Source organism: Microbacterium sp. LWO13-1.2, from assembly GCF_038397725.1.
Lineage (GTDB): Bacteria > Actinomycetota > Actinomycetes > Actinomycetales > Microbacteriaceae > Microbacterium.
The window spans coordinates 2590497-2613267 of sequence record NZ_CP151634.1 but is presented as its reverse complement, the minus strand read 5'-3'; the positions used below and the strand labels follow the sequence as shown (position 1 = coordinate 2613267).

General features: G+C 67.6%; 24 protein-coding genes and 1 tRNA gene. 9 read left to right on the top strand and 16 right to left on the bottom strand.

Annotated elements, in window-relative coordinates:
- Positions 1–367 precede the first annotated feature (367 nt).
- The 3 genes from MRBLWO13_RS12355 to MRBLWO13_RS12345 form a co-directional block, all read right to left on the bottom strand.
- Complete coding sequence (locus MRBLWO13_RS12355; RefSeq protein WP_341974291.1) at positions 368–598, bottom strand: hypothetical protein; 231 nt, start codon at positions 596–598, stop codon at positions 368–370.
- A 77-nt stretch (positions 599–675) separates the two neighbouring features.
- On the bottom strand, positions 676–1884 hold the full coding sequence (locus tag MRBLWO13_RS12350) for a HAMP domain-containing sensor histidine kinase (RefSeq protein ID WP_341974290.1): 1209 nt from the start codon (positions 1882–1884) through the stop codon (positions 676–678).
- Positions 1862–2527 carry a response regulator transcription factor gene (locus MRBLWO13_RS12345; RefSeq protein ID WP_341974289.1) on the bottom strand — a complete coding sequence of 222 codons (666 nt, stop codon included), beginning with the start codon at positions 2525–2527 and terminating at the stop codon, positions 1862–1864. Before MRBLWO13_RS12345 ends, MRBLWO13_RS12350 begins: the two co-directional genes overlap by 23 nt.
- 156 nt (positions 2528–2683) lie before the next feature.
- On the opposite strand from MRBLWO13_RS12345, the gene MRBLWO13_RS12340 reads away from it, so the two are divergent.
- Genes MRBLWO13_RS12340 through MRBLWO13_RS12325 form a run of 4 tightly spaced genes read left to right on the top strand, consistent with a single transcriptional unit; the run spans position 2684 to position 6163 of the window.
- The gene (locus MRBLWO13_RS12340) at positions 2684–3205 is read left to right on the top strand and encodes a hypothetical protein (protein ID WP_341974288.1); all 522 of its coding nucleotides are present in this window, start codon (positions 2684–2686) and stop codon (positions 3203–3205) included.
- Positions 3202–4290, top strand: a complete 1089-nt coding sequence (locus tag MRBLWO13_RS12335; RefSeq protein ID WP_341974287.1) for a peptidoglycan-binding protein — start codon at positions 3202–3204, stop codon at positions 4288–4290. Before MRBLWO13_RS12340 ends, MRBLWO13_RS12335 begins: the two co-directional genes overlap by 4 nt.
- Complete coding sequence (locus MRBLWO13_RS12330; RefSeq protein WP_341974286.1) at positions 4287–4976, top strand: ABC transporter ATP-binding protein; 690 nt, start codon at positions 4287–4289, stop codon at positions 4974–4976. The genes MRBLWO13_RS12335 and MRBLWO13_RS12330 overlap by 4 nt, the downstream gene beginning before the upstream one ends.
- Complete coding sequence (locus MRBLWO13_RS12325; protein WP_341974285.1) at positions 4973–6163, top strand: ABC transporter permease; 1191 nt, start codon at positions 4973–4975, stop codon at positions 6161–6163. The genes MRBLWO13_RS12330 and MRBLWO13_RS12325 overlap by 4 nt, the downstream gene beginning before the upstream one ends.
- A gap of 496 nt (positions 6164–6659) precedes the next feature.
- On the opposite strand, the gene MRBLWO13_RS12320 is transcribed toward MRBLWO13_RS12325, so the two are convergent.
- Positions 6660–6736, bottom strand: a tRNA-Pro gene (locus MRBLWO13_RS12320).
- Between the two features lie 111 nt (positions 6737–6847).
- On the opposite strand from MRBLWO13_RS12320, the gene MRBLWO13_RS12315 reads away from it, so the two are divergent.
- The 5 genes from MRBLWO13_RS12315 to MRBLWO13_RS12295 are packed head-to-tail and all read left to right on the top strand — an operon-like array spanning position 6848 to position 10405.
- Positions 6848–7426 carry a GNAT family N-acetyltransferase gene (locus tag MRBLWO13_RS12315; protein WP_341974284.1) on the top strand — a complete coding sequence of 193 codons (579 nt, stop codon included), beginning with the start codon at positions 6848–6850 and terminating at the stop codon, positions 7424–7426.
- Positions 7426–7620, top strand: a complete 195-nt coding sequence (locus MRBLWO13_RS12310) for a hypothetical protein (protein ID WP_341974283.1) — start codon at positions 7426–7428, stop codon at positions 7618–7620. The genes MRBLWO13_RS12315 and MRBLWO13_RS12310 overlap by 1 nt, the downstream gene beginning before the upstream one ends.
- A gap of 47 nt (positions 7621–7667) precedes the next feature.
- The gene (locus MRBLWO13_RS12305) at positions 7668–8342 is read left to right on the top strand and encodes a lysoplasmalogenase family protein (protein ID WP_341974282.1); all 675 of its coding nucleotides are present in this window, start codon (positions 7668–7670) and stop codon (positions 8340–8342) included.
- Positions 8339–8707: an RNA-binding S4 domain-containing protein gene (locus tag MRBLWO13_RS12300; protein WP_341974281.1), complete on the top strand. Its 369-nt coding sequence runs from the start codon at positions 8339–8341 to the stop codon at positions 8705–8707. Before MRBLWO13_RS12305 ends, MRBLWO13_RS12300 begins: the two co-directional genes overlap by 4 nt.
- A gap of 51 nt (positions 8708–8758) precedes the next feature.
- Positions 8759–10405: a DUF222 domain-containing protein gene (locus tag MRBLWO13_RS12295; RefSeq protein ID WP_341974280.1), complete on the top strand. Its 1647-nt coding sequence runs from the start codon at positions 8759–8761 to the stop codon at positions 10403–10405.
- 126 nt (positions 10406–10531) lie between these two features.
- On the opposite strand, the gene MRBLWO13_RS12290 is transcribed toward MRBLWO13_RS12295, so the two are convergent.
- From MRBLWO13_RS12290 to MRBLWO13_RS12235, 12 genes are all read right to left on the bottom strand, one after another.
- Positions 10532–11470 (bottom strand): NUDIX hydrolase, encoded by a 939-nt coding sequence (locus tag MRBLWO13_RS12290; RefSeq protein ID WP_341974279.1) that lies wholly within the window; start codon positions 11468–11470, stop codon positions 10532–10534.
- Positions 11471–11535: 65 nt separating this feature from the next.
- The gene (gene der, locus MRBLWO13_RS12285; RefSeq protein WP_341974278.1) at positions 11536–13056 is read right to left on the bottom strand and encodes a ribosome biogenesis GTPase Der; all 1521 of its coding nucleotides are present in this window, start codon (positions 13054–13056) and stop codon (positions 11536–11538) included.
- On the bottom strand, positions 13049–13723 hold the full coding sequence (cmk, locus tag MRBLWO13_RS12280; RefSeq protein WP_341974277.1) for a (d)CMP kinase: 675 nt from the start codon (positions 13721–13723) through the stop codon (positions 13049–13051). Before cmk ends, der begins: the two co-directional genes overlap by 8 nt.
- Positions 13716–14795 carry a prephenate dehydrogenase gene (locus MRBLWO13_RS12275; protein ID WP_341978382.1) on the bottom strand — a complete coding sequence of 360 codons (1080 nt, stop codon included), beginning with the start codon at positions 14793–14795 and terminating at the stop codon, positions 13716–13718. Before MRBLWO13_RS12275 ends, cmk begins: the two co-directional genes overlap by 8 nt.
- Positions 14796–14869: 74 nt before the next feature.
- A complete protein-coding gene (locus MRBLWO13_RS12270; protein ID WP_341974276.1) occupies positions 14870–15697 on the bottom strand; it encodes a pseudouridine synthase in 828 nt (275 codons plus the stop codon).
- Positions 15694–16284, bottom strand: coding sequence for an SMC-Scp complex subunit ScpB (gene scpB, locus MRBLWO13_RS12265; protein WP_341978380.1), 591 nt, complete (start codon positions 16282–16284; stop codon positions 15694–15696). The genes MRBLWO13_RS12270 and scpB overlap by 4 nt, the downstream gene beginning before the upstream one ends.
- Positions 16285–16288: 4 nt before the next feature.
- Positions 16289–17119 carry a ScpA family protein gene (locus MRBLWO13_RS12260; RefSeq protein ID WP_341974275.1) on the bottom strand — a complete coding sequence of 277 codons (831 nt, stop codon included), beginning with the start codon at positions 17117–17119 and terminating at the stop codon, positions 16289–16291.
- On the bottom strand, positions 17103–17936 hold the full coding sequence (locus MRBLWO13_RS12255) for a ParA family protein (RefSeq protein WP_341978378.1): 834 nt from the start codon (positions 17934–17936) through the stop codon (positions 17103–17105). Before MRBLWO13_RS12255 ends, MRBLWO13_RS12260 begins: the two co-directional genes overlap by 17 nt.
- Before the next feature lie 157 nt (positions 17937–18093).
- Entirely contained in the window at positions 18094–19374 is a 1281-nt protein-coding gene (locus MRBLWO13_RS12250; protein WP_341978376.1) for an ABC transporter permease, read from the bottom strand.
- A 44-nt stretch (positions 19375–19418) separates the two neighbouring features.
- Entirely contained in the window at positions 19419–20141 is a 723-nt protein-coding gene (locus tag MRBLWO13_RS12245; protein WP_341974274.1) for an ABC transporter ATP-binding protein, read from the bottom strand.
- Entirely contained in the window at positions 20138–21733 is a 1596-nt protein-coding gene (locus MRBLWO13_RS12240; RefSeq protein WP_341974273.1) for a hypothetical protein, read from the bottom strand. The genes MRBLWO13_RS12245 and MRBLWO13_RS12240 overlap by 4 nt, the downstream gene beginning before the upstream one ends.
- The gene (locus MRBLWO13_RS12235; protein ID WP_341974272.1) at positions 21733–22743 is read right to left on the bottom strand and encodes a hypothetical protein; all 1011 of its coding nucleotides are present in this window, start codon (positions 22741–22743) and stop codon (positions 21733–21735) included. Before MRBLWO13_RS12235 ends, MRBLWO13_RS12240 begins: the two co-directional genes overlap by 1 nt.
- Positions 22744–22771: the final 28 nt, after the last annotated feature.

Below are 22771 nucleotides of genomic sequence, written 5' to 3'. Positions count from 1 at the left end.
GCGCAGATTCTTGGTTTTCCGGGGTTCCCTGCCCCTCAAGCGGCCTCATTTCACGTCATGGATTGCATGGTTTGCATGCACCAGATCCCGGCCAGGTCCCTGCTCTTGGTAGCCATCGGCAAACCCATCGAAGGGGTTCACGTGGGGTTTGTGGAAGCATCTCTGAAGAGCTCCACATTAGGAAGGCGCGCCCACTTGACCCCTAGTAGCCCCGACCAGGTCTCTTCGCCCTCTCGACCTGACGTTTCCTGTTTTAGCGGTGTGCTCCGCCGGAATGGTCAGCCACGGCTCTCGCACGGAAGCTCCGGTCCCTCGGCTTCAAGCGCAACGAACAGGACCGACGTCACCGATGAGATCGCTGTTGTTCTCATGCTGCCGACCACTGTGAGGGAGTCGGCGTCGGCCCGCGAGTCACCTTCGCTGTCGCTGTAGGCAACGGCGCCGCGGCTGGTCGCAGCATCGACGCCGTCAACCCTGCCGCCATCAGCACCGCGACGAGGACGAGGATCAGCCACGCCTGTTTCGACGCGCGCGGGTAGGCATGACGGATGCTGCATCCGCCGTCGCGGACGCCCTTGAGCGGCGCCTCATCGTCCATCACCCCATGGTCGGCTCGCGAGAGGATGCCGCAACTCGAAGACCTCAGCTGCGCTTGGCCGATCAGATGGCGCAGAGCTATCCCGCGGACGGGAAGGTCACCACGACGCGCAGACCTCCGCCCGGGCGGGCGGCCAGCTTGAGGATGCCGTGGAAGCGGGTGACGATCGCCGACACGATCGACAGCCCGAGACCATGCCCCTTCGCCGACGTCGTAGACCGGCGACCGGCGGCGCGCGTGAACGGCTCCGCGAGCGCGGTGACGGCATCCGCTTCCAGGATCTCGCCGCTGTTCTTGACCTCGATCAGCGCGGACCCGTCCGCGGCCGTGCGCGTGATGATCGTGAGGAAGCCGTCGAATGCGGCGTTGTGCCGGATCCCGTTCTCCACGAGGTTGCTGACGAGCTGTCGCGCCAGCACCGGCTCACCGTCGAAGTGCGCAGGCTGCAGATCGAGCGTCACCGTGACGCCGGCCTCGGCCGCTTCGTCGGTGCAGAACTCCGCGACCTCGGCCACAACCCTGGCCAGGTCGATGCGCTCGCCGGCGACTGTCGATGCTTCGATCTGCGCCAGGCCGAGCAGGGCTTCGGCCGTCTCGATGCTGCGCTCGTTCATCGCTCGCAGCCGAGCGAACAGAGCGCGCTCGGTTGCATCGTCGCGTTGGGCGACCGCGACATCGAGCATCGCCCGAGTAGTGGCCAGCGGGGTGAGCAGTTCGTGCGATGCGTTCGAGGCGAACCGCTTCGAGGCGGCGAAGGAGCGCTCGAGCTGCGCGAGCATATCGTCGAAGTTCATCGCCAGCTCGGAGATCTCGTCCCGCGGCCCCTCGAGCCGGATCCGCTGCGCGAGGTCGCCATGCGCGGCCTTGCGGGCAGCGCCGTTGATGTACTGCAGCGGCTTCAGCATCCGCCCGGCGACGGCCCAGCCGACGGCGATGCCCACGGCGGCGAGCACGATGAGCACGGCAATGGAGACGATCAGCAGCAGGTTGAGCATCTGCTCGGTCGAGGTGATCAGGATCTCGGAGGCCGGAGTGGTCGATGCCGCCGTCGTGCCCTCGGACGACTCGGGCAGCGGCGTCGCGATGCCCGGATCCGAGGGCTCGGCCGGGAAGGAATCGGACGGCACGAGGGCGTATGTGGGCACGAAGCGCATGACCAAGTAGACGATCGTGAGCATAACGAGTCCGGCACCGGTCAGCAGGGCGGAATAGGTCAGCGCCAGTCGCGTGCGGACGGTGGCGCGGTAGCGCCGGGTCTGGGGCTCAGTCGTGGTCTGTGATGGCATAGCCGACCCCCGGGACCGTGGTGATGATGCTGTGCTCGCCGAGCTTGCGGCGCAAGTTGCTGATGGTCACTTTCACCGTGGCGGTGAAGGGGTTGGCGTTCTCATCCCACGCCTTCTCCAGGATCGTCTCGGCACTGACGACGCCGCCGTCGGCGCGCAGGAGCAGCTCGAGCACGGAGAACTCCTTGCGGGTGAGCTGCACGAACCGGCCGTCGCGGGTGACCTCGCGGCGGAAGGGGTCTAGACGCACGCCGCGCTTCTCCAGCACGGGCGGGAGCGCGGTGAACGCGCGACGGTTCAGCGCGCGCAGCCGGGCGATCAGCTCAGGGAACTCGAACGGCTTGGCTAGATAGTCGTCGGCGCCGAGCTCGAGCCCGCCCACACGATCATCGAGCGCGCCCGCCGCGGTCAGCATGAGAACGACGGGACTGCTCGGGTCGGCGGCCAGAGCGCGACAGACATCGTCGCCATGCACACCCGGGATGTCGCGGTCCAGGAGCACCACGTCGTAGTCGTTGAACTCCACTGCGGCGAGCGCGGCATGCCCATCCCCCACGATGTCCGCCGCGATCGACTCCATCTCCAACCGGGTGCGGATGGCGTCGGCGAGGAACTCTTCGTCCTCCACGATCAGCACGCGCATGCATTCCTCCTCCGGTCCGTGATCTCCGCCCCGATTCAAGCAGACCGCAGGTTGGAGAAAGGTAAAAGGGACGCTTTACCCCCTCGCAACCACGTGTTTGGTGAGGTGGGATCAGCCAGGTCGTCCGACCGCGGCCGAAGTCCCAAGGAGCAGCCCATGAGATTCCTCACTACCCCCCGCAGTCGTCGCGTCACCACTGGCGTCCTCGCCCTCGTCACCGGCACGGTGCTCGCGCTCGGACTGTCCGCGTGCGCACCGGCCGGCGGCGCCGAACCCGAACTCAAGTCGGACGATCTGGAATCCTCGATCGTCGAGTGGCGCCAGACGATGGACAGCTGCATGCTGAAGGCCGGCTTCGACCTGGCTCAGACGTCCGCGGACGGCGAGCCCTCCGACTCCATCGACACCTCGCAGTGGGACATGGCCGAGTTCGACAAGGCCTACGCGGCGTGCACCGCCGAGGTCGGCGAGGCGCCCGTCGATGACAGCCTGCCCAGCGAGGACGAACTGTTCGAGTCGCAGCTGATCTTCGCCTCGTGCATGCGCGAGCTCGGCTACGACTACCCGGACCCGGTCAAGGGCTCGGGCGGCATGGGACAGGCGTTCGGCCCGGAGACGAACGGCGACGACGTAGACACCTGCACCGAGAAGGCCAACCAGCCGGTGGGATCCAAATGAGCACGGACACCACACCGACCACCGCGCGTCCTCGGCGCAAGCGCGCGCTGCTGCTAACTGGCCTCGGCGTGCTCGTCGTCGCGGCGATCGTCGCTGCCGTCGTGCTCGTCCAGCGACCGTTCTCGGCGCAACCCAAGGATGACAAGGGCTCGGTGGAAACCGCCACCGTCACCCGCGGCGAGCTGACCGAACAGCTGCGCGCGCAGGGCACACTCGGATTCTCCTCGCTCCGCGACATCGGCACGACCCTGTCGGGCATCGTGACCGGGGTTCCGGCCGGCGGCACCGTCATCACGGCCGGACAGGAGCTCTTCCGGATCAACGACTCCCCCGTCATTCTGCTGCACGGAAACCTTCCCGTTTGGCGCGCGTTTAGCGAGGAGATGACCAACGGTGCGGACGTCCTGCAGCTCGAGACGAACCTCGCCGCGCTGGGCTTCTTCGGTCGCACCCCGGACGCGCAGTTCACGTGGCACACCATCGACGCGATCAAGAAGTGGCAGAAGTCGCTCGGCCTGGAGCAGACCGGGATGATCGAGGACGGCCGGATCATCTTCTCCCCCACCGATGTGCGCATCCAGTCCACGAAAGCCGCCGTCGGCGCCGGCGCGAGCGCGGCCATCGTCTCGGTCACCGGCACCTCCAAGCAGGTCCTGGTGTACATCGACACCGCTGACCAGGCCATCGCCCCGGTGAGCAAGAGCGTGACTGTCGTGCTCCCCGGCGGAGTGGAGACGACCGGCACCATCGCCACGGTCGGTGCGCCGGTCGAGCGCGACGGCGCCAATGGGAAGGCAGTGAAGATCCCGGTGACGCTGACCCTCGATGACCCGGCCGTCGCCGCGGACCTCGACAACGTGACCGTGAGCATCGTGCTCACGCAGAGCAAGGGCACCGATCTGCTCCTCGTTCCCGTCACGGCCCTGCTGGCTCAGCCGGGCGGCGGATTCGCCGTCGAGGTGACTACCGGAAAGTCGGGCAAGACGAAGCTCGTGCCCGTCGAGCTCGGCGCCTTCGCCAGCGGCCTGGTGGCCGTCACAGGCGGGGGCCTCGCCGAGGGCGACAAGGTCGTGGTGGCCAAGTGAGTACCCCGATCGTGCAGCTGCGCGGCGTGACGCGCAGCTACGGCTCCCCACCCACCGTGGCCCTCAACGGTGTCGACCTGACGATCGAGGAGGGTGAGATGCTCGCGATCGTCGGGCCCAGTGGTTCGGGCAAGTCCACGATGCTCAACATCATCGGGTCACTCGACCGCGCCTCCGCCGGCAGCACCGAGATCGCCGGCAACGACGTCATGCGCATGAGCGATAATGAGCTCTCCGCGCTGCGCGCCTTCGCCATCGGGTTCGTCTTCCAGCAGTTCCATCTGTCGGACGGCGTCACCGCGCTCGACAACGTCGCGACCGGCCTTCTCTACACCGGCATGCCTCCCCGCGAGCGCCGTCGGCGGGCGGCGATCGCCCTCGAACGCGTCGGTCTGGGCGACCGGCTGCACCACCACCCGCGCCAGCTGTCCGGCGGCGAGCGCCAGCGGGTAGCCATTGCCCGCGCGGTGGTGGGTGAGCCGAAGCTGCTCCTCGCCGACGAGCCGACGGGCAGCCTCGACACCAAGTCCGGGGCGGGCGTGATGCAGATACTCGGCGAGCTGCACGACGCGGGCACCACGGTCGTGGTCATCACGCACGATCAGGGCGTCGCGGCGGGAATGCCCCGGCGGGTCCACATCAGTGACGGCGAGATCGTGTCCGACGAGCGGGAGGTGGCGGAATGAGCCTCTACCGGCGTTCCCGCCTGCGCCCCGCCGACCTGTTCGCCCTCGGGTTCCACGGGCTGCGGGCCCGGCCGCTCCGGGCGGTGCTGTCCTCGCTCGGCATCGCCATCGGTATCGCAGCGATGATCGCGGTCATCGGCATCTCGACCTCCAGCCAGGCGCTGATCAAGGAAAAGCTGGCCGCGCTGGGCACCAACCTGCTCACGGTGACCGGGGGCACCGACATGCTCGGTGCGCCGGCGCCTCTGCCCGAGGATGCCGTCGCCCAGGTCAGACGGATCCCCGGTGTACTCAACGCGAGCTCGACGAGCACGCTGGACAAGGTCAACATCTACCGCAACGCGGAGATCGAGCGTTCGCGCACCGGCGGGATGACCGTCGCGGCGGCGGATCTGGACCTCCTGGCGGCGACCGGCACCACGATGCTCACCGGCGTGTGGCTCAACGAAGCCACGGCGCAGTTCCCGACCGTCGTGCTGGGGCGCGCCGCTGCCGAAAGACTCGGCATCCAGAATGCGGGTTCGCTCGTCTGGCTCGGTGAGCGTCAGTTCACCGTGGTCGGCATCCTCGACTCGTCGCCGCTGGTGCCCGAGCTCGACTCGGTCGCCTTCATCGGCGAGCCGATCGCCCGCCAGGCGTTCGGCTACAAGGGCAATCCCACGATGATCTACGAGCGGTCCGAGGAGGACCGCGTGGCGGAGGTGCGCACGCTCCTGCCACCCACGATCAGCCCGCAGTCCCCGAGTGAGGTGAAGGTCAGCCGCCCCTCGGACGCCCTCGCGGCCAAGAACACCGTCGACCAGGCGTTCACGGGGCTCCTCATCGGCGTCGGTTCAATCGCGCTGCTGGTCGGCGGCATCGGAGTGGCCAACACCATGGTCATCTCGGTGCTCGAGCGTCGCCGCGAGATCGGCCTGCGCCGGTCGCTGGGCGCGACCAAGCGCCATGTCCGCGAGCAGTTCCTCTTCGAGGCGATACTGCTTTCGGCATATGGCGGGATCGCCGGTGTCGCTCTCGGCTGGATCATCACGGCGGTCGCCGCCAAGGCGAACGGATGGGTCGTCGCGATCCCGCCCGAAGTGCTGGTCATCGGAGTCGCGGTCACGGTGGCCGTCGGGGCCGTCGCCGGGCTACTGCCGGCGGTGCGCGCCGCGCGCACGTCCCCGACGACAGCGCTCAACGCATAGTCCGGGGAGGGGGCCGTCGGTCCCCTCCCCCGGACACAGCCACGGGGCTTCCGAGCGACACCCCCGGTGCTGCGAACTCCACCGCCCGCGCGTCGAAAGCAAGCCCTGTCGACGGTCACCATACCCTCGTCATCCTCACCGAAGAGGGACAAGAGAACCTCAACCAAACGACCCCCGAGCACGTGGGCACACTCAACCGACTCATCCTCTCGCCGTTGATGGCGTCGCAGAGGGGCAGCTACGCGAGATCAAACGCCGAATTCTGCGCCCGTACGAGGAACTTTTACCCTGATGACCGGCATTTTGGCGTCGACGGCAGAGCACGCGAATGCGATTCTTGCGGGTTGCTCCCTTTGGGTCCCCGCGCCACAGCGCGACGAAAAGCCGACTCCACGCCGATGAGCTCGCAAGCGATCAAAGCAGATTGGCCCAGCTATCAAAGCTCGCTGAAGAAACGACAAAGGCCTGATCAAACTTGCGTCTGATCAGGCCTTTTTGGTCGGGCTGACAGGATTTGAACCTGCGACCCCTTGACCCCCAGTCAAGTGCGCTACCAAGCTGCGCCACAGCCCGTTCTCCTGCACTCGCGCGCAGGCAACTCCCCTATCTTAGCCTCACCTCGGGGCCCTCCGCGAACAGGCTGGTGCGTTGCGAGTGTCGGATGCTCGGCGTAGCGTCACGAGCATGGTGACGATCACGACAGAGGTGGCGACGACCGCGCGGTGGGACGACGTTCAGCATGCCCTCACCGGCGGCGGCGACGGCGCTAGTTGCCAGTGCATCTGGCCGGTCCTCAGCAACAAGGACTGGAATGAGACGACGACACCGCAGAGGACGGAGATGCTCCGGGAGGAGATCGCCAGCGGTCCCCCACCCGGAATCATCGCCTACGTCGACGGAGAGGCCGCCGGCTGGATCCGCATCGGTCCGCGCACGCGGCAGGCGCGCATCCCTCGCACGCGCATCATCGCCGCGGCGAGCACTGAGCCCTTCGACGACGACACCGTATGGGCGGTCACCTGCTTCGTCGTTCGGCGCGAACACCGTGGCAGCGGCCTCAATCTCGAGTTGCTCCGGGCTGCCGTCGAGTTCGCGCGCGAATCCGGCGCTCGTGTGATCGAGGGGTACCCCGTCGTCACCGGCGGTGAGAAACAACCATCCAACGACCTTTTCCACGGAACGCTGGGAACGTTCGTCGAAGCCGGATTCACAGAGAAGACCGAACTCAAGCCGGGCCGAGCTCTGGTCACGCTCGAATACTGATGAGCGAGTCCGCGCTGCCAGCATCCATGGGCAAGGTCGCACGACGCGAACTCGCGCTGCACGGGTTGACGAGGCTCGAACAGTTCGACGGCGTCTCTGCGAAGGAACTGCTCGCGATTCACGGCGTCGGGCCGAAGGCGATCCGCATCCTGAGCGCGCATCTGGAACCCGAAGGACGGCGCCTCGCGCCGTGAGCCAGGCCACACGTCCGTCGGGCACGCGATCGCCCTACGATGAGAGGATGCAGCGCGGCGCCCTCCTTTCACCGATCCTGTGGGCGTTCGTTCCCTACGCGGTGATGTCGTTGCTCCACGTCGCACTGCTCGCCTTCGACAATCCACTCGCGACGCCGACCAAGCTCAGCCTCATGCCGCTGTTGGCACTTCCTGTTCTGATCGCAGCTCCACAACTGCGCCCGAAGGCAACGATCGCTTTCCTCCTCACCGCCATCGGCGCGTCGTGGCTCGGAGACGGCGCCGCCTCCTACTTCCCCGCGGCGCCCGAGCTGCCCCTCATGCTGGGATTCTTCGGCATCGCCCACCTCGCGTACATCGCCCTGTTTCTCGGCCTCCTGAAGCGCCGCAGACTCCCATGGTGGACCGTCATCTACGTCGCCTGGTGGATCGCCATGATCGCGACACTCGGCCCGCACACCGGCGGGCTCCTCGTCGCCGTTGCGGCTTACGGTCTCGTACTCGCCGGCACCGCCGCGTTTGCCGCACGGTGCCACCCGCTCATCGCCACAGGCGGAGCGTTCTTCCTCGCCAGCGACACGCTCCTCGCATTTCAGCTCTTTCTGCCCGACTCCCTGCCTGCGTGGAGCAGCCCTGCCATCATGCTGACCTATACGCTCGGACAAGGACTGATAGTCGGCGGCGCCCTCCTCGCCCTGCACAGACGGAGCACCCAATCATGAACGCCGCACGTGTCGACAGCTGGCTCTGGGCCATTCGCGTCTACAAGACCCGTTCCGCAGCGACGACTGCATGCCGCGCCGGGCATGTACGCGTGAACGGCGAGAAGGTGAAGGCCGCGCAGCAGGTGCGCATCGGAGACGAGCTGCGCATCAGGATCGCTGGATTCGACCGGATCCTGGTGGTTCGTCAGCTGCTGGTGAAGCGTGTCGGCGCACCCGTCGCCGTTGCGGCATATGAAGACCGGACGCCGGAACGCGAACCTCAGGCCGCCCTCGGTCTCCGCGATCGTGGAGCCGGTCGACCCACGAAGCGCGAGCGACGGGACATCGATCGCCTGCGAGGGCGCGAAGACTTCACGGACTGAAAGTCCCGACTTCACTCTTCCAACATTCGAACATATGTGCGATACTGGAGCATGGTCAGTTTCACTCCGGATGACGTCGAGCAGCGTCAGGTGCTGCTCGACTCCTGGGTGCAGACGAGGCGTGAAATCGCCGCGCTCGAAGCGCGAGCGGCGGGGCTGCTGCACGAGCGGCTGTCGGTGCTGGATGCGGATGTGCGTGAGTCTCCGTTCCACCGCGATGCGATCCACCGGTCGATGATCGCGGAGTACTCCGCCGCCGGACGCGTGTCCACGGGCAGCGTCGAGTACGCCTTCACCGACACCCGTGATCTACACGGCTGGTTGCCTGTCGCGCGTGCCGCGTTCGAGGGTGGGGAGATCACGGCGGCGCACGTGCGAGAGATCGTCCGCGCCGGCGGCATCGTCCGCGAGGCTGTCATCGAGGGGCGGGTGGATGCTGAGACCCTCAGCCTCTTCGACACCGCTGCGACCGTCGCCGCCACCGGAGACAACCCCGCCCGCACCCGGGCACTGGTTCGCCAGATCGCAGCCGCCCTCGCCGGAGAGACTCTCGTCGACCGGCACACCCGAGCGAAGAGCGAACGCACCGTGACGATGCGTCCGGCCGGCGACGGCCTCGCACTGCTGATGGTCGTGCTCCCGGAATACCTGGCTACCGCGATCGTCGACCGTCTCACCAGGCTCGCGCATGAGATCATCGCTGCCCGCGACGACCAGGAACCCGCTCTCGATCCCGATCTCCTCGACGACGGCCCCGACCCGATTTACGAAAGCGACATCGACCCCAGCGCCGACTTCGGCCCTCGCGCCGACATCGACTTCAACTCCCGCGCCGGTGCAGGCTCGAGCGCCGTCTCCGACTTCGACTCCAGCGCCCGTGCAGACTCCCGCGCCGGTGAAGACTCCCGTGCCGGTGAAGACTCCCGTGCCGGTGAAGACTCCCGTGCCGGTGAAGACTCCGGCGCCTTCGACTCTGGCGCAGACGCCGTCGCCAGCGCGATCTTCGGTGAGTCCGACACCTTCACCACTGATCCGCACCCCGATCTCACCGCCGACTTGATCGATCCGCTCACGGATCCCGCCCACAGCCTCGACATCGAGCACTACCCGGCCGATACTCGTGGGATCGACGAGATCCGCGCCGATCTGCTCACCGATCTGCTCCTGGCCTCCGACCCGACCGCCGCTCATGGCACCGGACTCGACAACATCACCGCCCGGATCCAGGTCACCGTCGCCGCGACCACCATCGCCGATGCCGATGACCGCCCCGCAGAACTCGACGGGCACGGGCCGCTCCATCCCGATGCCGCGCGGGCCCTCGCCGGGGGTTCGAGCATCTGGACGCGGCTGTTCACCGACCCCACCGGCATGATCACCGAAACCGATACGTACACTCCGACCGCGAGCATGCGACGACATCTCCGAGCCCGAGATCAGCATTGCCGATTCCCCGGATGCCGCATGCCTGTCCACCGGTGCGAGATCGATCACAATCACGACCATGCCAAAGGCGGCAAGACCGCGCTCTGCAACCTCGCACACTTCTGCACCGGGCACCACGTCCTCAAACATCCCGACGTCGATGAGCGACACCGCTGGAACGCCCGCCTTCATCCTGACGGCAGCATCCGATGGACCAGCCCGCTGGGCAACACCTACGTCGACTCTGCACCCCGGCGCGTCATGTTCGTCTGACACGACGCGGCTCTTCCCACAGCACTGTGGGAAGAATCGCAGCGCCATGAGAACTCAGCGGGAGAAATCCCACCCCGGCACGACGGAACCTGAGACGCCGCTAGACAGAAGCCCCTGACGCGACGGTCAAGACTCCCGGCGATTCAGAAGTCCCAGAAGCCAGCCGGCGGACTGAACTCGGGCGCCCGCGGCCTCGGCGCGAGCCTGCAGCCCCCGATCACTCGTCACGACGGTGACGGACTCCCCAGCGGCCAGTCGACGTTCAGCCTCTGCGACGATCGCGTCATCGCCCGACGCCTCCGCGCGCACCACAGCAACGTCAGAAAAGCCATCACCACGTGAACCGTCAGCACCACCCGCGACATCAGGCATGTCCCGCGCCTGCCCCTCGACGACGAGCACGACCTCGGGGAACCACACCGATCCGGCCACGTCGAACTCCTCTGCAGGAACACCGAGTCCCTCCAGACGCGAACGCAGCCGCGCAGCGGCACCCGCTCGATCCTTCCACCAGCCGTCAGGTACCGAGCCGACGACATTCGCCCCATCCACCACGAGCGACGGCCGTACCGAGAGCAATGAACGCAGCACCGGCCACGCGTCACCGAAACCGGGATGCAGTGGACGCTCCGCCACCTCGTCGATCGGAACCCACTCCAGCGCAACGCTCTCCGGGTCGCTGATCACCGGCTCGAACGCCACCCGCACATCGCCGACGACCGTCGTGTACGACCAGATCCCGAGGTCCAGAACACTCGTGAAGCGAGGACGCACGGCCCCATCCGGGATCCCGGCCTCTTCCTGAGCCTCACGCAACGCACCGACGATGACACTCTCACTCTCGTGGAGCGCACCGCCCGGCAACCCCCAGGTACCGCCGAAGTGGCTCCACGACACGCGATGCTGCAGCAGGATGCCGCGCTCGGAATTCACGGCGAGCAGTCCGGCGGCGCCGAAGCGCCCCCAGTACTTCTCCCCCGCGTCCGACACGACCCAGGCATCGCCCGGATCACGCGGCCCCGAAGGTCGTCGGGGCTCACCAGGGGAAGGGGGAACGATCGTCACCCCTTCACCCTTTCACAGCATCCGCGCCGCAGCGCCCAAGATCGCACAGAAGACGGCGACCGCGATCAGCGCTGGCGCTTCTCCCGAACGCGCATGTTGATGACGATCGGAGTGCCCTCGAAGACATACAGCTCGCGGAGGCGGCGCTGGATGAACCGGCGGTAGCCGGGGTCGAGGAATCCGGTCGTGAACAGCACGAACGTCGGCGGACGCGTCGACGCCTGCGTGCCGAACAGGATGCGCGGCTGCTTTCCGCCACGCAGCGGGTGCGGGTGCTCGGCGACGAGCTCCGCGAGGAAGGCGTTGAACTTGCCGGTGGGGATACGACGGTCCCAGCTGTCCAGCGCGGTCTCCAGCGCCGGAACGAGCTTGTCGAGGTGGCGGCCGGTCTTGGCCGAGATGTTCACGCGCGGCGCCCAGGCCACGTGCGCCAGGTCCTGCTCGATCTCGCGCTCGAGGTACCGGCGGCGATCCTGGTTCTCCAGATCGTCGTCGTTCAGGCGATCCCACTTGTTGAAGGCGAGAACGAGTGCACGCCCCGACTCCAGCACGAGGTCGATGATGCGCACATCCTGCTCGCTGATCGTCTCCGAGACGTCGAGGACGACAACTGCGACCTCCGCCTTCTCCAGCGCGGCAGACGTTCGCAGCGACGCGTAGAAGTCCGCACCCTGCGCCATGTGCACGCGACGGCGAATACCGGCGGTGTCCACAAGACGCCACAGCTTGCCGCCGAGCTCGACGACCTCGTCGACGGGGTCGCGGGTGGTGCCGGCGAGCTCGTTCACGACGACCCGCTCCTCGCCCGCAGCCTTGTTCAGCAGCGAGGACTTGCCCACGTTCGGCCGTCCGAGGATCGCGACGCGGCGGGGTCCGCCGATCTCGTGCTTGGCGACGGCCGACACCTCGGGCAGCGTCTTCAGCACGGCGTCGAGCAGGTCGGCGACACCGCGACCGTGGATCGCGGAGACCGGATACGGCTCGCCCAGTCCCAGGCTCCACAGCGCAGCCGCTTCCGGCTCCTGACGCGCGTCGTCGACCTTGTTGGCGATGAGGAACACCGGCTTGCCGCTCTTGCGCAGCAGCTTGACGACATGCTCATCGGTGGAGGTCGCCCCCACCATCGCGTCGACGACGAACAGCACGACGTCGCAGAGGTCGATCGCGACCTCTGCCTGCGCCGCGACCGAGCGATCGATGCCGCGGGCATCGGGCTCCCAGCCACCGGTGTCGACGAGGGAGAAGCGCCGGTCGGCCCACTCCGCCTTGTAGGTCACGCGGTCGCGGGTGACACCAGGAGTGTCCTCGACGACGGCCTCGCGGCGTCCGAGGATGCGGTTCACGAGCGCCGACTTGCCGACGTTCGGCCGCCCGACGATCGCGACCACCGGCAGGGCCGGCAGGAACTGGATTCCGTCCTCGCCCAGCGTCACGCCGGCGAGAAGCGCGGCATCCTCATCGTCGAGCTCGTAGTCGGAAAGACTCGCGCGCAGCGTCTCGGCGCGCGACTCGGCGAGCTCCTCGTCGAGCGCGTCCATCTTCTCGGCGAGCTGGTCGGGCCCGCCTTCGTATTCTTCGTCAGCCATTGTGAACTCCTCGGCGTCGTTGGATCACCGTCAGCACGGCATCGATGGTCTGGGGGAAATCTAGGTCCGTCGAGTCGACGACCTCGACGCCTTCTGCGGCGTTGAGGAAGTCGACGACGGCACTGTCGGAGGCGTCGCGGCGATGCAGCGCCTCGGCGACGGCCGCGGCGTTCTCTCCGGCGAGTTCACCGGCACGACGCGCCGCACGCACCTCGGGCGCGGCGGTCAGCAGGATCCGCACCGGAGCGTCGGGGGCGACGACCGTGGTGATATCGCGGCCCTCGACGACGACGGCGGGATACGGGGCTTCTGCGACGAGAGTACGGAAGAGCCGATTCACCTGCTCGCGCACCTCCGGCACCCTGGCGACACCGCTCACCGCGCCGGAAACCCGCGGTTCGCGGATCGCGTCGGTGATGTCGGCGGCGCCGACACGCACGGTACGGATGTCGGGGTCGAGACCGAGAGCGAGCGGAAAGTCGGATGCCGCCGCCCGGACGGCCTGGGCATCCGCCGTGTCCGCGCCCTGGTCGAGAACGTGCCAGGCGAGTGCACGATACGCGGAGCCGGTGTCGAGGTAGCCGAAGCCGAGCTTCCGGGCGACCGCCTTGGAGACGCTGGACTTGCCGGAACCCGCCGGGCCGTCGATCGCGATGAAATCAGTCATTGGTCGTCCCCGCGATCCGCCATCCGCGTTCCTGAAGCCCCACGATCGCTCCGTGCAGAGCCGCCGGGTCGACGCTGATCTCAGCGAGACCGAACTGCGCCCCCGGCGAGTGCTCCAGGCGGAGGTCTTCGACGTTCACTCCGAGCTCACCGAGCTCGCCGAACAGGCGTCCGAGCTGGCCGGCCGTGTCATCCACCATCACCACGAGCTGCTCGAAGCGACGGTTCTGCCCGTGCTTGCCGGGAAGGCGCTCGACACCGTCGTTGCCCTGACGGATCGTCTCGGCGACGATCCGTCGTGCGCCCGGCTCCTCCGGCGCACGCAGCGCAGCGGAGATCTCCTGAAGGTCGGCGGCAAGGTCATCGAGGATCTCGACGACCGGTCCCGCATTCGCACCGAGGATCTGCACCCACAGTTCCGGAGCGGATGCCGCGATCCTGGTGGTGTCTCGCACGCCCTGCCCCGCGAGGCGCAGCGCGCCATCCTCGGCGGTCGCGAAACGGCCGGCGAGCAGGCTCGCAACGACCTGCGGTACGTGCGAGGTGAGCGCCACCGAGCGGTCGTGCTCTTCGGGAGTCATCTCCACCGGCATCGCGCCGACGTCGAGAGCGAGGGCCTCGACGAGGGCGAGATCAGCGGGGCGGGTCTCCTCATCACGGCAGACGACCCAGGGGCGTCCGATGAACAGATCGGCACGTGCCGAGATCGCTCCACCGCGCTCACGCCCGGCGAGCGGATGGGATCCGATGTAGCGCGTGAGGTCGACGCCGCGCTCCTGCAGGGTGCGGAACGGCTCGAGCTTCACGCTGGCGACGTCGGTGACGACGGCGTCGGGGTAGCGCACGAGTTCGGCCTCGATGACGGAGGCCGTCACGTCCGGCGGCACCGCGACGACGATCAGCGCCGGCTGGTCATCCGCTGTCTCCGCGCGACCAGCGCCGTAGTCGATGGCGAGGCGAAGCTGCGAAGGCGACGTATCGGCGAGGACGACGTCCACACCCTTGGCACGCAGAGCATGCCCGATGCTTGCGCCTAGCAGGCCGGCTCCGACGACGCGGACGGTGCCGGACACGCGGGGAGCGACGACCGATCGGGGCGCGGCGACAGACGTCGATCGCTCCCCCGAAGGCACACCCGTGGTGTCGGTCACTCGTTCTCCTGCTGCTGCTCGCCTGGCGCCACGGCGGCACCGGAATTCTGGCGCGCGAGAGTCAACAGCGCACCGAGTTCGATTTTAGTCAGTTCGCGCGTCTTCCCAGCAGGGAGCGTTCCCAGGTGCAGCGGGCCGAACTGCCGCCGCACCAGCTCGGTCACCGGGTGGCCGACCGCAGCCATCATCCGGCGGACGATCCGGTTGCGACCGGAATGCAGCGTGAGCTCCACCAGACTCGACTGCTTTCCGCTCACCGAGTTGGTCGATGCGTCCAGGAGTCGCGCCTTGTCGGCCGCGATCGGGCCATCCTCCAGCTCGATGCCCTTCGTCAGCTTCGCGATGATCTGCGCGGTGACAGTACCCTCGACCTTCGCGATGTACACCTTGGTCACGCCGAACGACGGGTGCGCCAGCACGTGCGCGAGTTCGCCGTCGTTGGTGAGGATGAGCAGGCCGCTCGTCTCGGCATCCAGTCGCCCCACGTTGTAGAGGCGCTCCTCGTAGTCCTCGGTGAAGCGGCGGAGATCCGGCCGACCGTTCTCGTCCCGCATCGTGCTCACGACCCCCGTGGGCTTGTTGAGCATCACGTAGCGCTTGGAGACATCGAGCTGAACCGCCGTGCCGTCGACGTCGACGAGGTCGTGCTCCGGGTCGATCCTTCGGCCGAGCTCGGTGACGACCTCGCCGTTGACACGGATGCGACCCTCGACGATGTAGTCCTCCACCACGCGTCGCGAGGCGACACCGGCGGCGGCGAGCACCTTCTGCAGGCGGATGCCGTCGGGCTGCTGGATCGTCGAGTCGGTCGAAGCCTCGTTCATCGGATGGTCCCTTCATCGAAGCCGTCTGCGCCGTCGTCGAGCAACGGGGAGATCGGCGGCAGGTCGTCAAGTGAGTTGATGCCGAGGTGCTGCAGAAGAGCATCCGTCGTGCCGTAGTTGATCGCGCCGGTCTCGGAATCGGCGAAGAGTTCGGTGATGAGGCCGCGGGCGAGGAGCGTGCGCACGACGGAGTCCACGTTGACCGCTCGGATCGACGCGACCTGACCTCGGGTCACCGGCTGCTTGTAGGCGATCACCGCGAGGGTCTCCAGTGCCGCTTGCGACAACCGAGCGGGCGCCTGTCCACCGATGAACTCGGCGACCAGGTCGTCATGGTCTTCGCGCACATAGAGCCGCCAACCGCCGCCCACCTCGCGCAGTTCGAAACCGCGTCGCGGTCCGTGTCCCTTGCCGTCGTAGTCGTCGACGAGGGTCTCGATCGCCTGTCGCACGGCGGCCACCGGCGAACCGACGGCGGCGGCCAGAGCGACGAGGCCGATCGGCTCGTCGATGATGAGCAGGATCGCTTCGATCCGCTCCGTCAGCGGGGTGTCGACAGCAGCGGCATCCGTTTCCGCGTTCTGCATCACGTCATCGGTCATAATCGGCTCCCAGGGTCGCCAGCGTCTCGTCCGACCAGGAGTCGGCTGCCCAGCGGAGCGTCAGCTCGCCGAGCGGTTCCAGTTGTTCGAAGGACAGCGCCGCGTGCCGATAGAGCTCGAGCACCGAGATGAAGCGCGCGACGACGATGCCCGGCTCTCTCACACCCGCCACGAGCTCGCGGAACGACAGGGTCTCGGCACCGCGCAGCAGGGTCACGACGATCGCCGCCTGTTCGCGGATGCTGACCAGCGGCGCATGCAGATGATCGAGGCCGACGTGCGGAATCTCCTTCGGTGCGAAGGCGAGGAGCGCGAGGGCGGCGAAGTCATCGGGGGTGAGCGACCACACCAGTTCGGGGGTCTTCTTGCGATGCTTCTCGTCGAGGCGCACCGCGCGCACATGCCGACGGTCCTCCCGCCGCAGACACCGCGCGAACCACGCCGAGACCTCTTTGAACGCCCGGTACTGCAGCAATCGGGCGAACAGCAGGTCGCGCGCCTCGAGCAGCGCGACCGCCTCGGCGTCGACCAGCTCGCCCTGCGGGAGGAGGCCGACGACCTTCATATCGAGCAGAGTCGCCGCGACCACGAGGAATTCCGATGCCTGATCGAGTTCTTCGTCCGGCCCCAGCTCGCGCAGGTAGGCGATGAACTCATTGGTGACCGCGCTCAGCGACACCTCGGTGATGTCCATCTCGTGCTTGGAGATGAGATTCAGCAAGAGGTCGAAAGGTCCGTCGAAGTTCGACAGGGAAACGCGGAACCCGGAATCGGGGACGGCGTCGGTGGGCTCTGGAGCCGTCTCAGGCGACAGCGCCACGGGCGACCAGCTCCCGCGCCAGCCGCAGGTACGCCTGTGCGGCGGCGTGCTCCGGCGCGAACTCGGTGATCGGCACACCCACGACGGACGCGTCGGGGAACTTCACGGTACGGCCGATGACGGTCTCGAGAACGTCGTCCTGGAACGCCTCGACGACACGCTCCAGCACCTCGCGGGAGTGCAGCGTGCGCGGGTCGTACATCGTGGCGAGCAGGCCGTCCATCGTGATCGACGGGTTCAGCCGGTCGCGCACCTTGTCGATCGTCTCGATGAGCAGGGCAACGCCGCGCAGCGCGAAGAACTCGCACTCCAACGGAATGATCACGCCGTGCGCGGCGGTGAGCGCGTTCACGGTGAGCAGGCCGAGGGAGGGCTGGCAGTCGATCAGGATGACGTCGTACTCCCCCGCCACCTGGCGGAGGACTCGGGCGAGGATCGTCTCACGCGCCACCTCGTTGACGAGGTGCACCTCGGCAGCGGAGAGGTCGATGTTCGCCGGCATCACATCAAGACCTTCGACGCCGGACGGCACGATGGCGTCGTGCGCGTCACGCTTCGTGTCGAGCAGCAGGTCGTAGATCGTGGGCACGTCGTGGGTCTGGATGCCGAGACCGGCCGAGAGCGCGCCCTGCGGGTCGAAGTCGACGGCGAGAACCTTGCGTCCGTACTCGGCGAGGGCAGCTGCGAGGTTGATCGAGGTCGTCGTCTTGCCGACGCCGCCCTTCTGATTGCACAGCGCGATGATGCGAGCAGGGCCATGCGAGGCCAGCGGCTCGGGGGTCGGGAAGCCGTGATATGGGCGTCCGGTGGGTCCCATGGGGGTGTCGTCGGCCTGTTTCGCCTTCGCCCTGGACTTCGCCGCTTTCTCAGCCACCGATTCTCCCGCTTCCCTCGTGCTCGCTCGATTCTAACGGCAGGGCACTGGAGACGTCTCCCCGGCGCGCGGCGCACGCCGGGGAGACGTCATCGACACGTCATCCGCCGCGGAGAGCGGCGACCGGTTCGATTCGCGCAGCCCTTCGCGCCGGATACCAGCCCGATGCCCAGCCGACGACTGCGCCGAGCACAGCGCCGGCGATCGCGACCAGAGGATCCGTGACCGGAGACCACCCCTGTACGACGGCGACGACGATGACGGCGATCACACCGAGCGCGGCTCCGATGAGCCCGCCGATGAAGCCGATGACGATCGACTCCACCATGAACTGCGAGCCGATCTGCCGCCTCGTGGCACCCAGTGCGCGGCGCAGTCCGATCTCGCCGATCCGCTCCATGACGGAGAGGAGGGTCACGTTGGCGATACCCAACCCCCCGGCGAGGAGTGCGATCACACCGAGGATGAGGAAGACGACATTGACGTCGGCCTGGACGCTCTGGCTGAGATCAGACGCCCCGGACGGAGCCCGCGCCTCGAGCGTGTCCGGCTCATCCGGCTGAAGCGCGATTACGGACTGCTCGGCGACCTGCGGGCCGGCTCCCACTGCGATATGGATGCTCAGCTCTGCCGGAGCCTCGAGCCCGAAGTCCGCGCGCGCCGCGCCCATCGGGATGATCACCGCATCCTGCAGGTCGGTGCGCCGTTCCATGCCGTCGACGATGCCGATCACGGCGTACGCGACGCCCCCGATGAACACCGAAGGCTGCGAATCGACCCGGTTGATACCCATCCGTTCCGCCGCCCGCACCCCGAGCAGAGCGACGCGATCCGCCCGCTCATCGTGCCCCTCATCGAAGGCGCGCCCTGTTGTGATCCTGCCGTCGACCGTCCCGATCAGATCGCCTGTCGATGCGAAGAGACGGGGCGACGCGGGGACGGGAGCCGACGGGTCATTGACCGGAACAGCGGTGATGGTCTCATCCTCGGCCAGAGTGACTTCGCCGAGCAGAACAGCGGACTCCACGCCCGCCAGCAGCTGCACCCGATCCGCGGAGTCCCACGGGAGGCGACCGGCGGCGACGGTCGTGTTCTTCGAACCGGAGGTCGCTTCGGTCGGCGTGACCAGTACCTGGGTGGCGGCCACCCCGTCGAATTGACTCGCGATCTGCCCTGCCGCGGTCTGCGCGAAGCCGATCGTCGCCACAAGGGATCCGATTCCGAGGACGGTTCCGAGGATCGTCATCACCAGCCGTGCGGGGCGTGAGCCGATATCTGCGGTCGCCTCGGTGACGAGATCCTGGAACGTGAAGCGATCGGCATGCTTCACCTCGGGAACGAGCGGCGCGGCGCCCACCGACTCGTCGGGCTGCTCCGCCATCGGGCCTTCGGCATCCGCCTTCTTACGCCGCCACGGCCAGCGGATCACAGCTCGGTCAATCTGCCGTCGGCGATCCGGATACAGCGGCGCGCACGTCGCGCCACCGCATCGTCGTGCGTGATGACGATCAGAGTGAGCCCGTCCGCGTTGAGCTCCTCGAACAGCGACATGACCTCTCCGGACGTGCGCTGATCCAGGTTCCCGGTCGGCTCATCGGCGAGCAGCAGTCGAGGTCCGCTGACCACGGCCCTGGCGACGGCGACACGCTGACGCTCACCTCCGGAGAGCGACCCGGGATAGAAGTCGATGCGATGCTCGAGCCCCACTCGGGTGAGGGCCTCCCGCGCTCGCGACTCGCGCTCACGACGAGGAACACCGCTGTACAGCATCGGCATCAGCACGTTGTCGAGGACCGTGCGCCGCGGAAGCAGATGGAACGACTGGAAGACGAAACCGATGAAGCGCGCCCGGGCGGCCGCCCGCTCGTCGTCCGAGAGATCGCCGGTGAGCGACCCCGCCAGCCGGTACTCGCCGACGCTCGGGCGGTCCAGAAGACCGAGGATGTTGAGCATCGTCGACTTGCCGGAGCCGCTGGGGCCGACGATCGAGATGTAGTCGCCCGCGGCTGCCGACAACGTCGCGCCCTTGAGCGCCTGCACCTCGGGTGGGCCGGGAAAGGACCGCGTCACATCACGGAGTTCGACCAGCGGTGGCGCCACCGCTTCGTCCGGCGAATCGAGGATGACGTCGGCGAGAGGCTGGCTCACCGCCCGACCACCACGAGCTCGCCCTCTTCGAGCTCACCCTCCGTGGGTGTGATCTCCACCGCGCCGCGGGCGGCGAGTCCCGTCTTGACGACGACGATCCGGGTCTCCGCGTCCTCCCCCTTGCGCGGATCCGATTCGACGACCTCAACCCGTGACTCGCCGCCGGGTCCAGCCGTGAGCGCGGCGAGCGGAACGGAGAGAACATCGCCTTCGGTGGCCCCGACGGCGATCTTGACCCGCACATTGCTCCCCTGGAGCTGCTGGATCTGCTCCGCTGTCAGCGGATCCGGATCCAGGAGCACTTCCCAGCGCGCCTTGCTGTCCTTGCCGGCGTTGAGCGCCGAGATCACCGCACGATGCTCTGTGCCGTCCGGCAACTCGAAGGTGCCTTCCGCTCCCACCTTGAGCAGACGAGCGTCGGCCTCGGCCGCTGCGCCGGTCAGCCGAACCGTGGCACCGGACACCGTCATCGACGACCCGCTCACCGTGTCGCCGCGCTTGACGTTGACCGCATCCACTCGTCGCGGGAGCTCCGTGAGATAGAGCACCTCGCTCGACGGCAGGAACGGAAGCACGCTCTGGCGCGCCGTCTCCAACGCCTGGTTGGCCGCCTCGACCTGCGCGTATGCCGAGTCCAGCATCGCGCGCTCCGCGCCGGTGTTCTTCGCCGCCCAGAGCTGATCGCGCTCGAGTTTGGCGGTCTGCAGGTCCCACTCGGCCTGCTGGACTCCCTCGCCCTTGGCCTTGGCATCGGCGAGGGCCTGCTCGGCCTGAGCGACCTTCACATCGGCCTGCCACGCCTCCACCTTGCTGGGGCCAGAACCCGCAGCGTCCAGCGCGGCCTGGGCCTGACTGACGCTGTCGTTCGCACTGCGCACGTTCTCCTCTGCGGATCGCACTCCCGCGGTCGCATCCTCGCCGGACGACGGCGCCGGATAGCCGGCTTGAGTGTAGAGCTGCCCCACGGCATCGGCTGTCGCCCCGTCGAACAGGTCCGAGCCGACATCGCCCGGGTTGATCCCGACCGCGACGAGTGCCTGCTTGAGCTGCAGGACATCCGGGCCGGACACGCCGACGCGCAGAGTGCGGTACGCCGGCAGCTCTCCTGGCAGCACGATGACAGGGCGACCCGCCACCTCCAGCGCGATGGAGAGCGGGGTGAAGGTCGCGCCGACGGCAGGAACCTGCCCGGTCACGACGGCCCGCCCTTCCGTTCCGGTCGTGTCGATCGTCACCTCGACGGCATCCGCGTAGCCGACGTCCGCGCGCAGCGTCACGTCGTTGCTCAGCGATCCGAACTCGACCGGAACCGTCACCAGCCCTGGCTCAGGGGTATCCCCGTTCGCCTCAGCCGGAGAGATCAGGAAGTGCCCGATCAGGAGGCCGGCGACAAGGCTGACGACAGCGCACGCCGCCACGATCCACAGCGTGCGGTTTCCGCGCAGTACACGGCCCCAGCCGCTGACCTTCGAGGTGTCGGCGTCGGCGGACGCGTCATCCGCATCGCCGTCGGTCTCGCCGTTGATCTCGGCTTCGAGGTCGGCTTCGATATCGAGCGGGAACGCCGTCGTGGGGGTCTCGTCTTCTCGCATCAGTTGCTCTGCTCGGCCGCCGCCTTGAACGCCTCGAGGTCTGCCTTGTTGTCGGCGATGAACTTCTCCTCCTGGGCGAACTGGATCTTCAGCGACTTCTCCAGGTACGACGTCTCCTTGCGGCACTCCAAGTCCTTCAGCGCCAGCTCGACCTCACGCTCGCCGAGCTTCTTCATCTCGGGGCTCTTGCTCGGGTCCTCGACGGTCTCGGGGTCCACAGGTGTGCTGCCGTCGCCGTACGCGGCCTCGTAGATCTTCTGCTGTTCGTCGGAGATCGACATCGACGCATCGGACTGCGCCTTGAACCCGGGCTCACCGGCGTCGGCCATGCACGCCGCCCATGCCGCGTTGAGCTCCTTGAACTCGGGCGACTCCTGCGTGCCCGACCACAGCTTGTCCATCTTCTCGCGAAGCTCGGTGAACTCGTCCGACTGCCACGGGTCCTCGCCCTGCACCTCGTGCTGCGCCCGGCCCTGGCAGCCGGCGTCCTCCCACTTGTACTCGTAGGTGGCGCCCTCGGCGATCTCCTCCTCGGGGGGAGCGCCGTAGAGCGTTTCGTAGTAGGCGGTCTGCTCCGACTCGCTGAGGGAGGCGACGTAGTCCGCATTCGGGTCGGCCGTCTCCTCGGGCGGGTTCTCCTCCATCTGCTCGTTCCATGGGCTGTTCACCATGCCGTAGCCGTACTTCTCGACCCATTCGCGCGACTCAGGGTCCCACTCGCCTCCGTCATCGGAGAACACCGTGCCGTTGTTCTGGGTGTTCGGCTTGTACTCGAAGCCTTCCTCAGCCATGCACTCCGCCATGGCTTCTTCCTGCTTGCGGTTCTGCTCCTCGAACTGCTTCTGCTGCTCCTCGGGAGACAGATCGCCACCCCATGCCGCGGAGAGGTACTTGTTCAGCGGCGAATCCTCGTAGTCGAGCTTGTCAGCGCCGGGCCCGCCCGCGCAGCCGGCGAGAGCGAAAACGAGAGCGGTGGTCGCGACGAGCGCGAGGGAACCGGGGGATCTCATGGGGGAAACTCCTTCGTGGGTCCGGCAG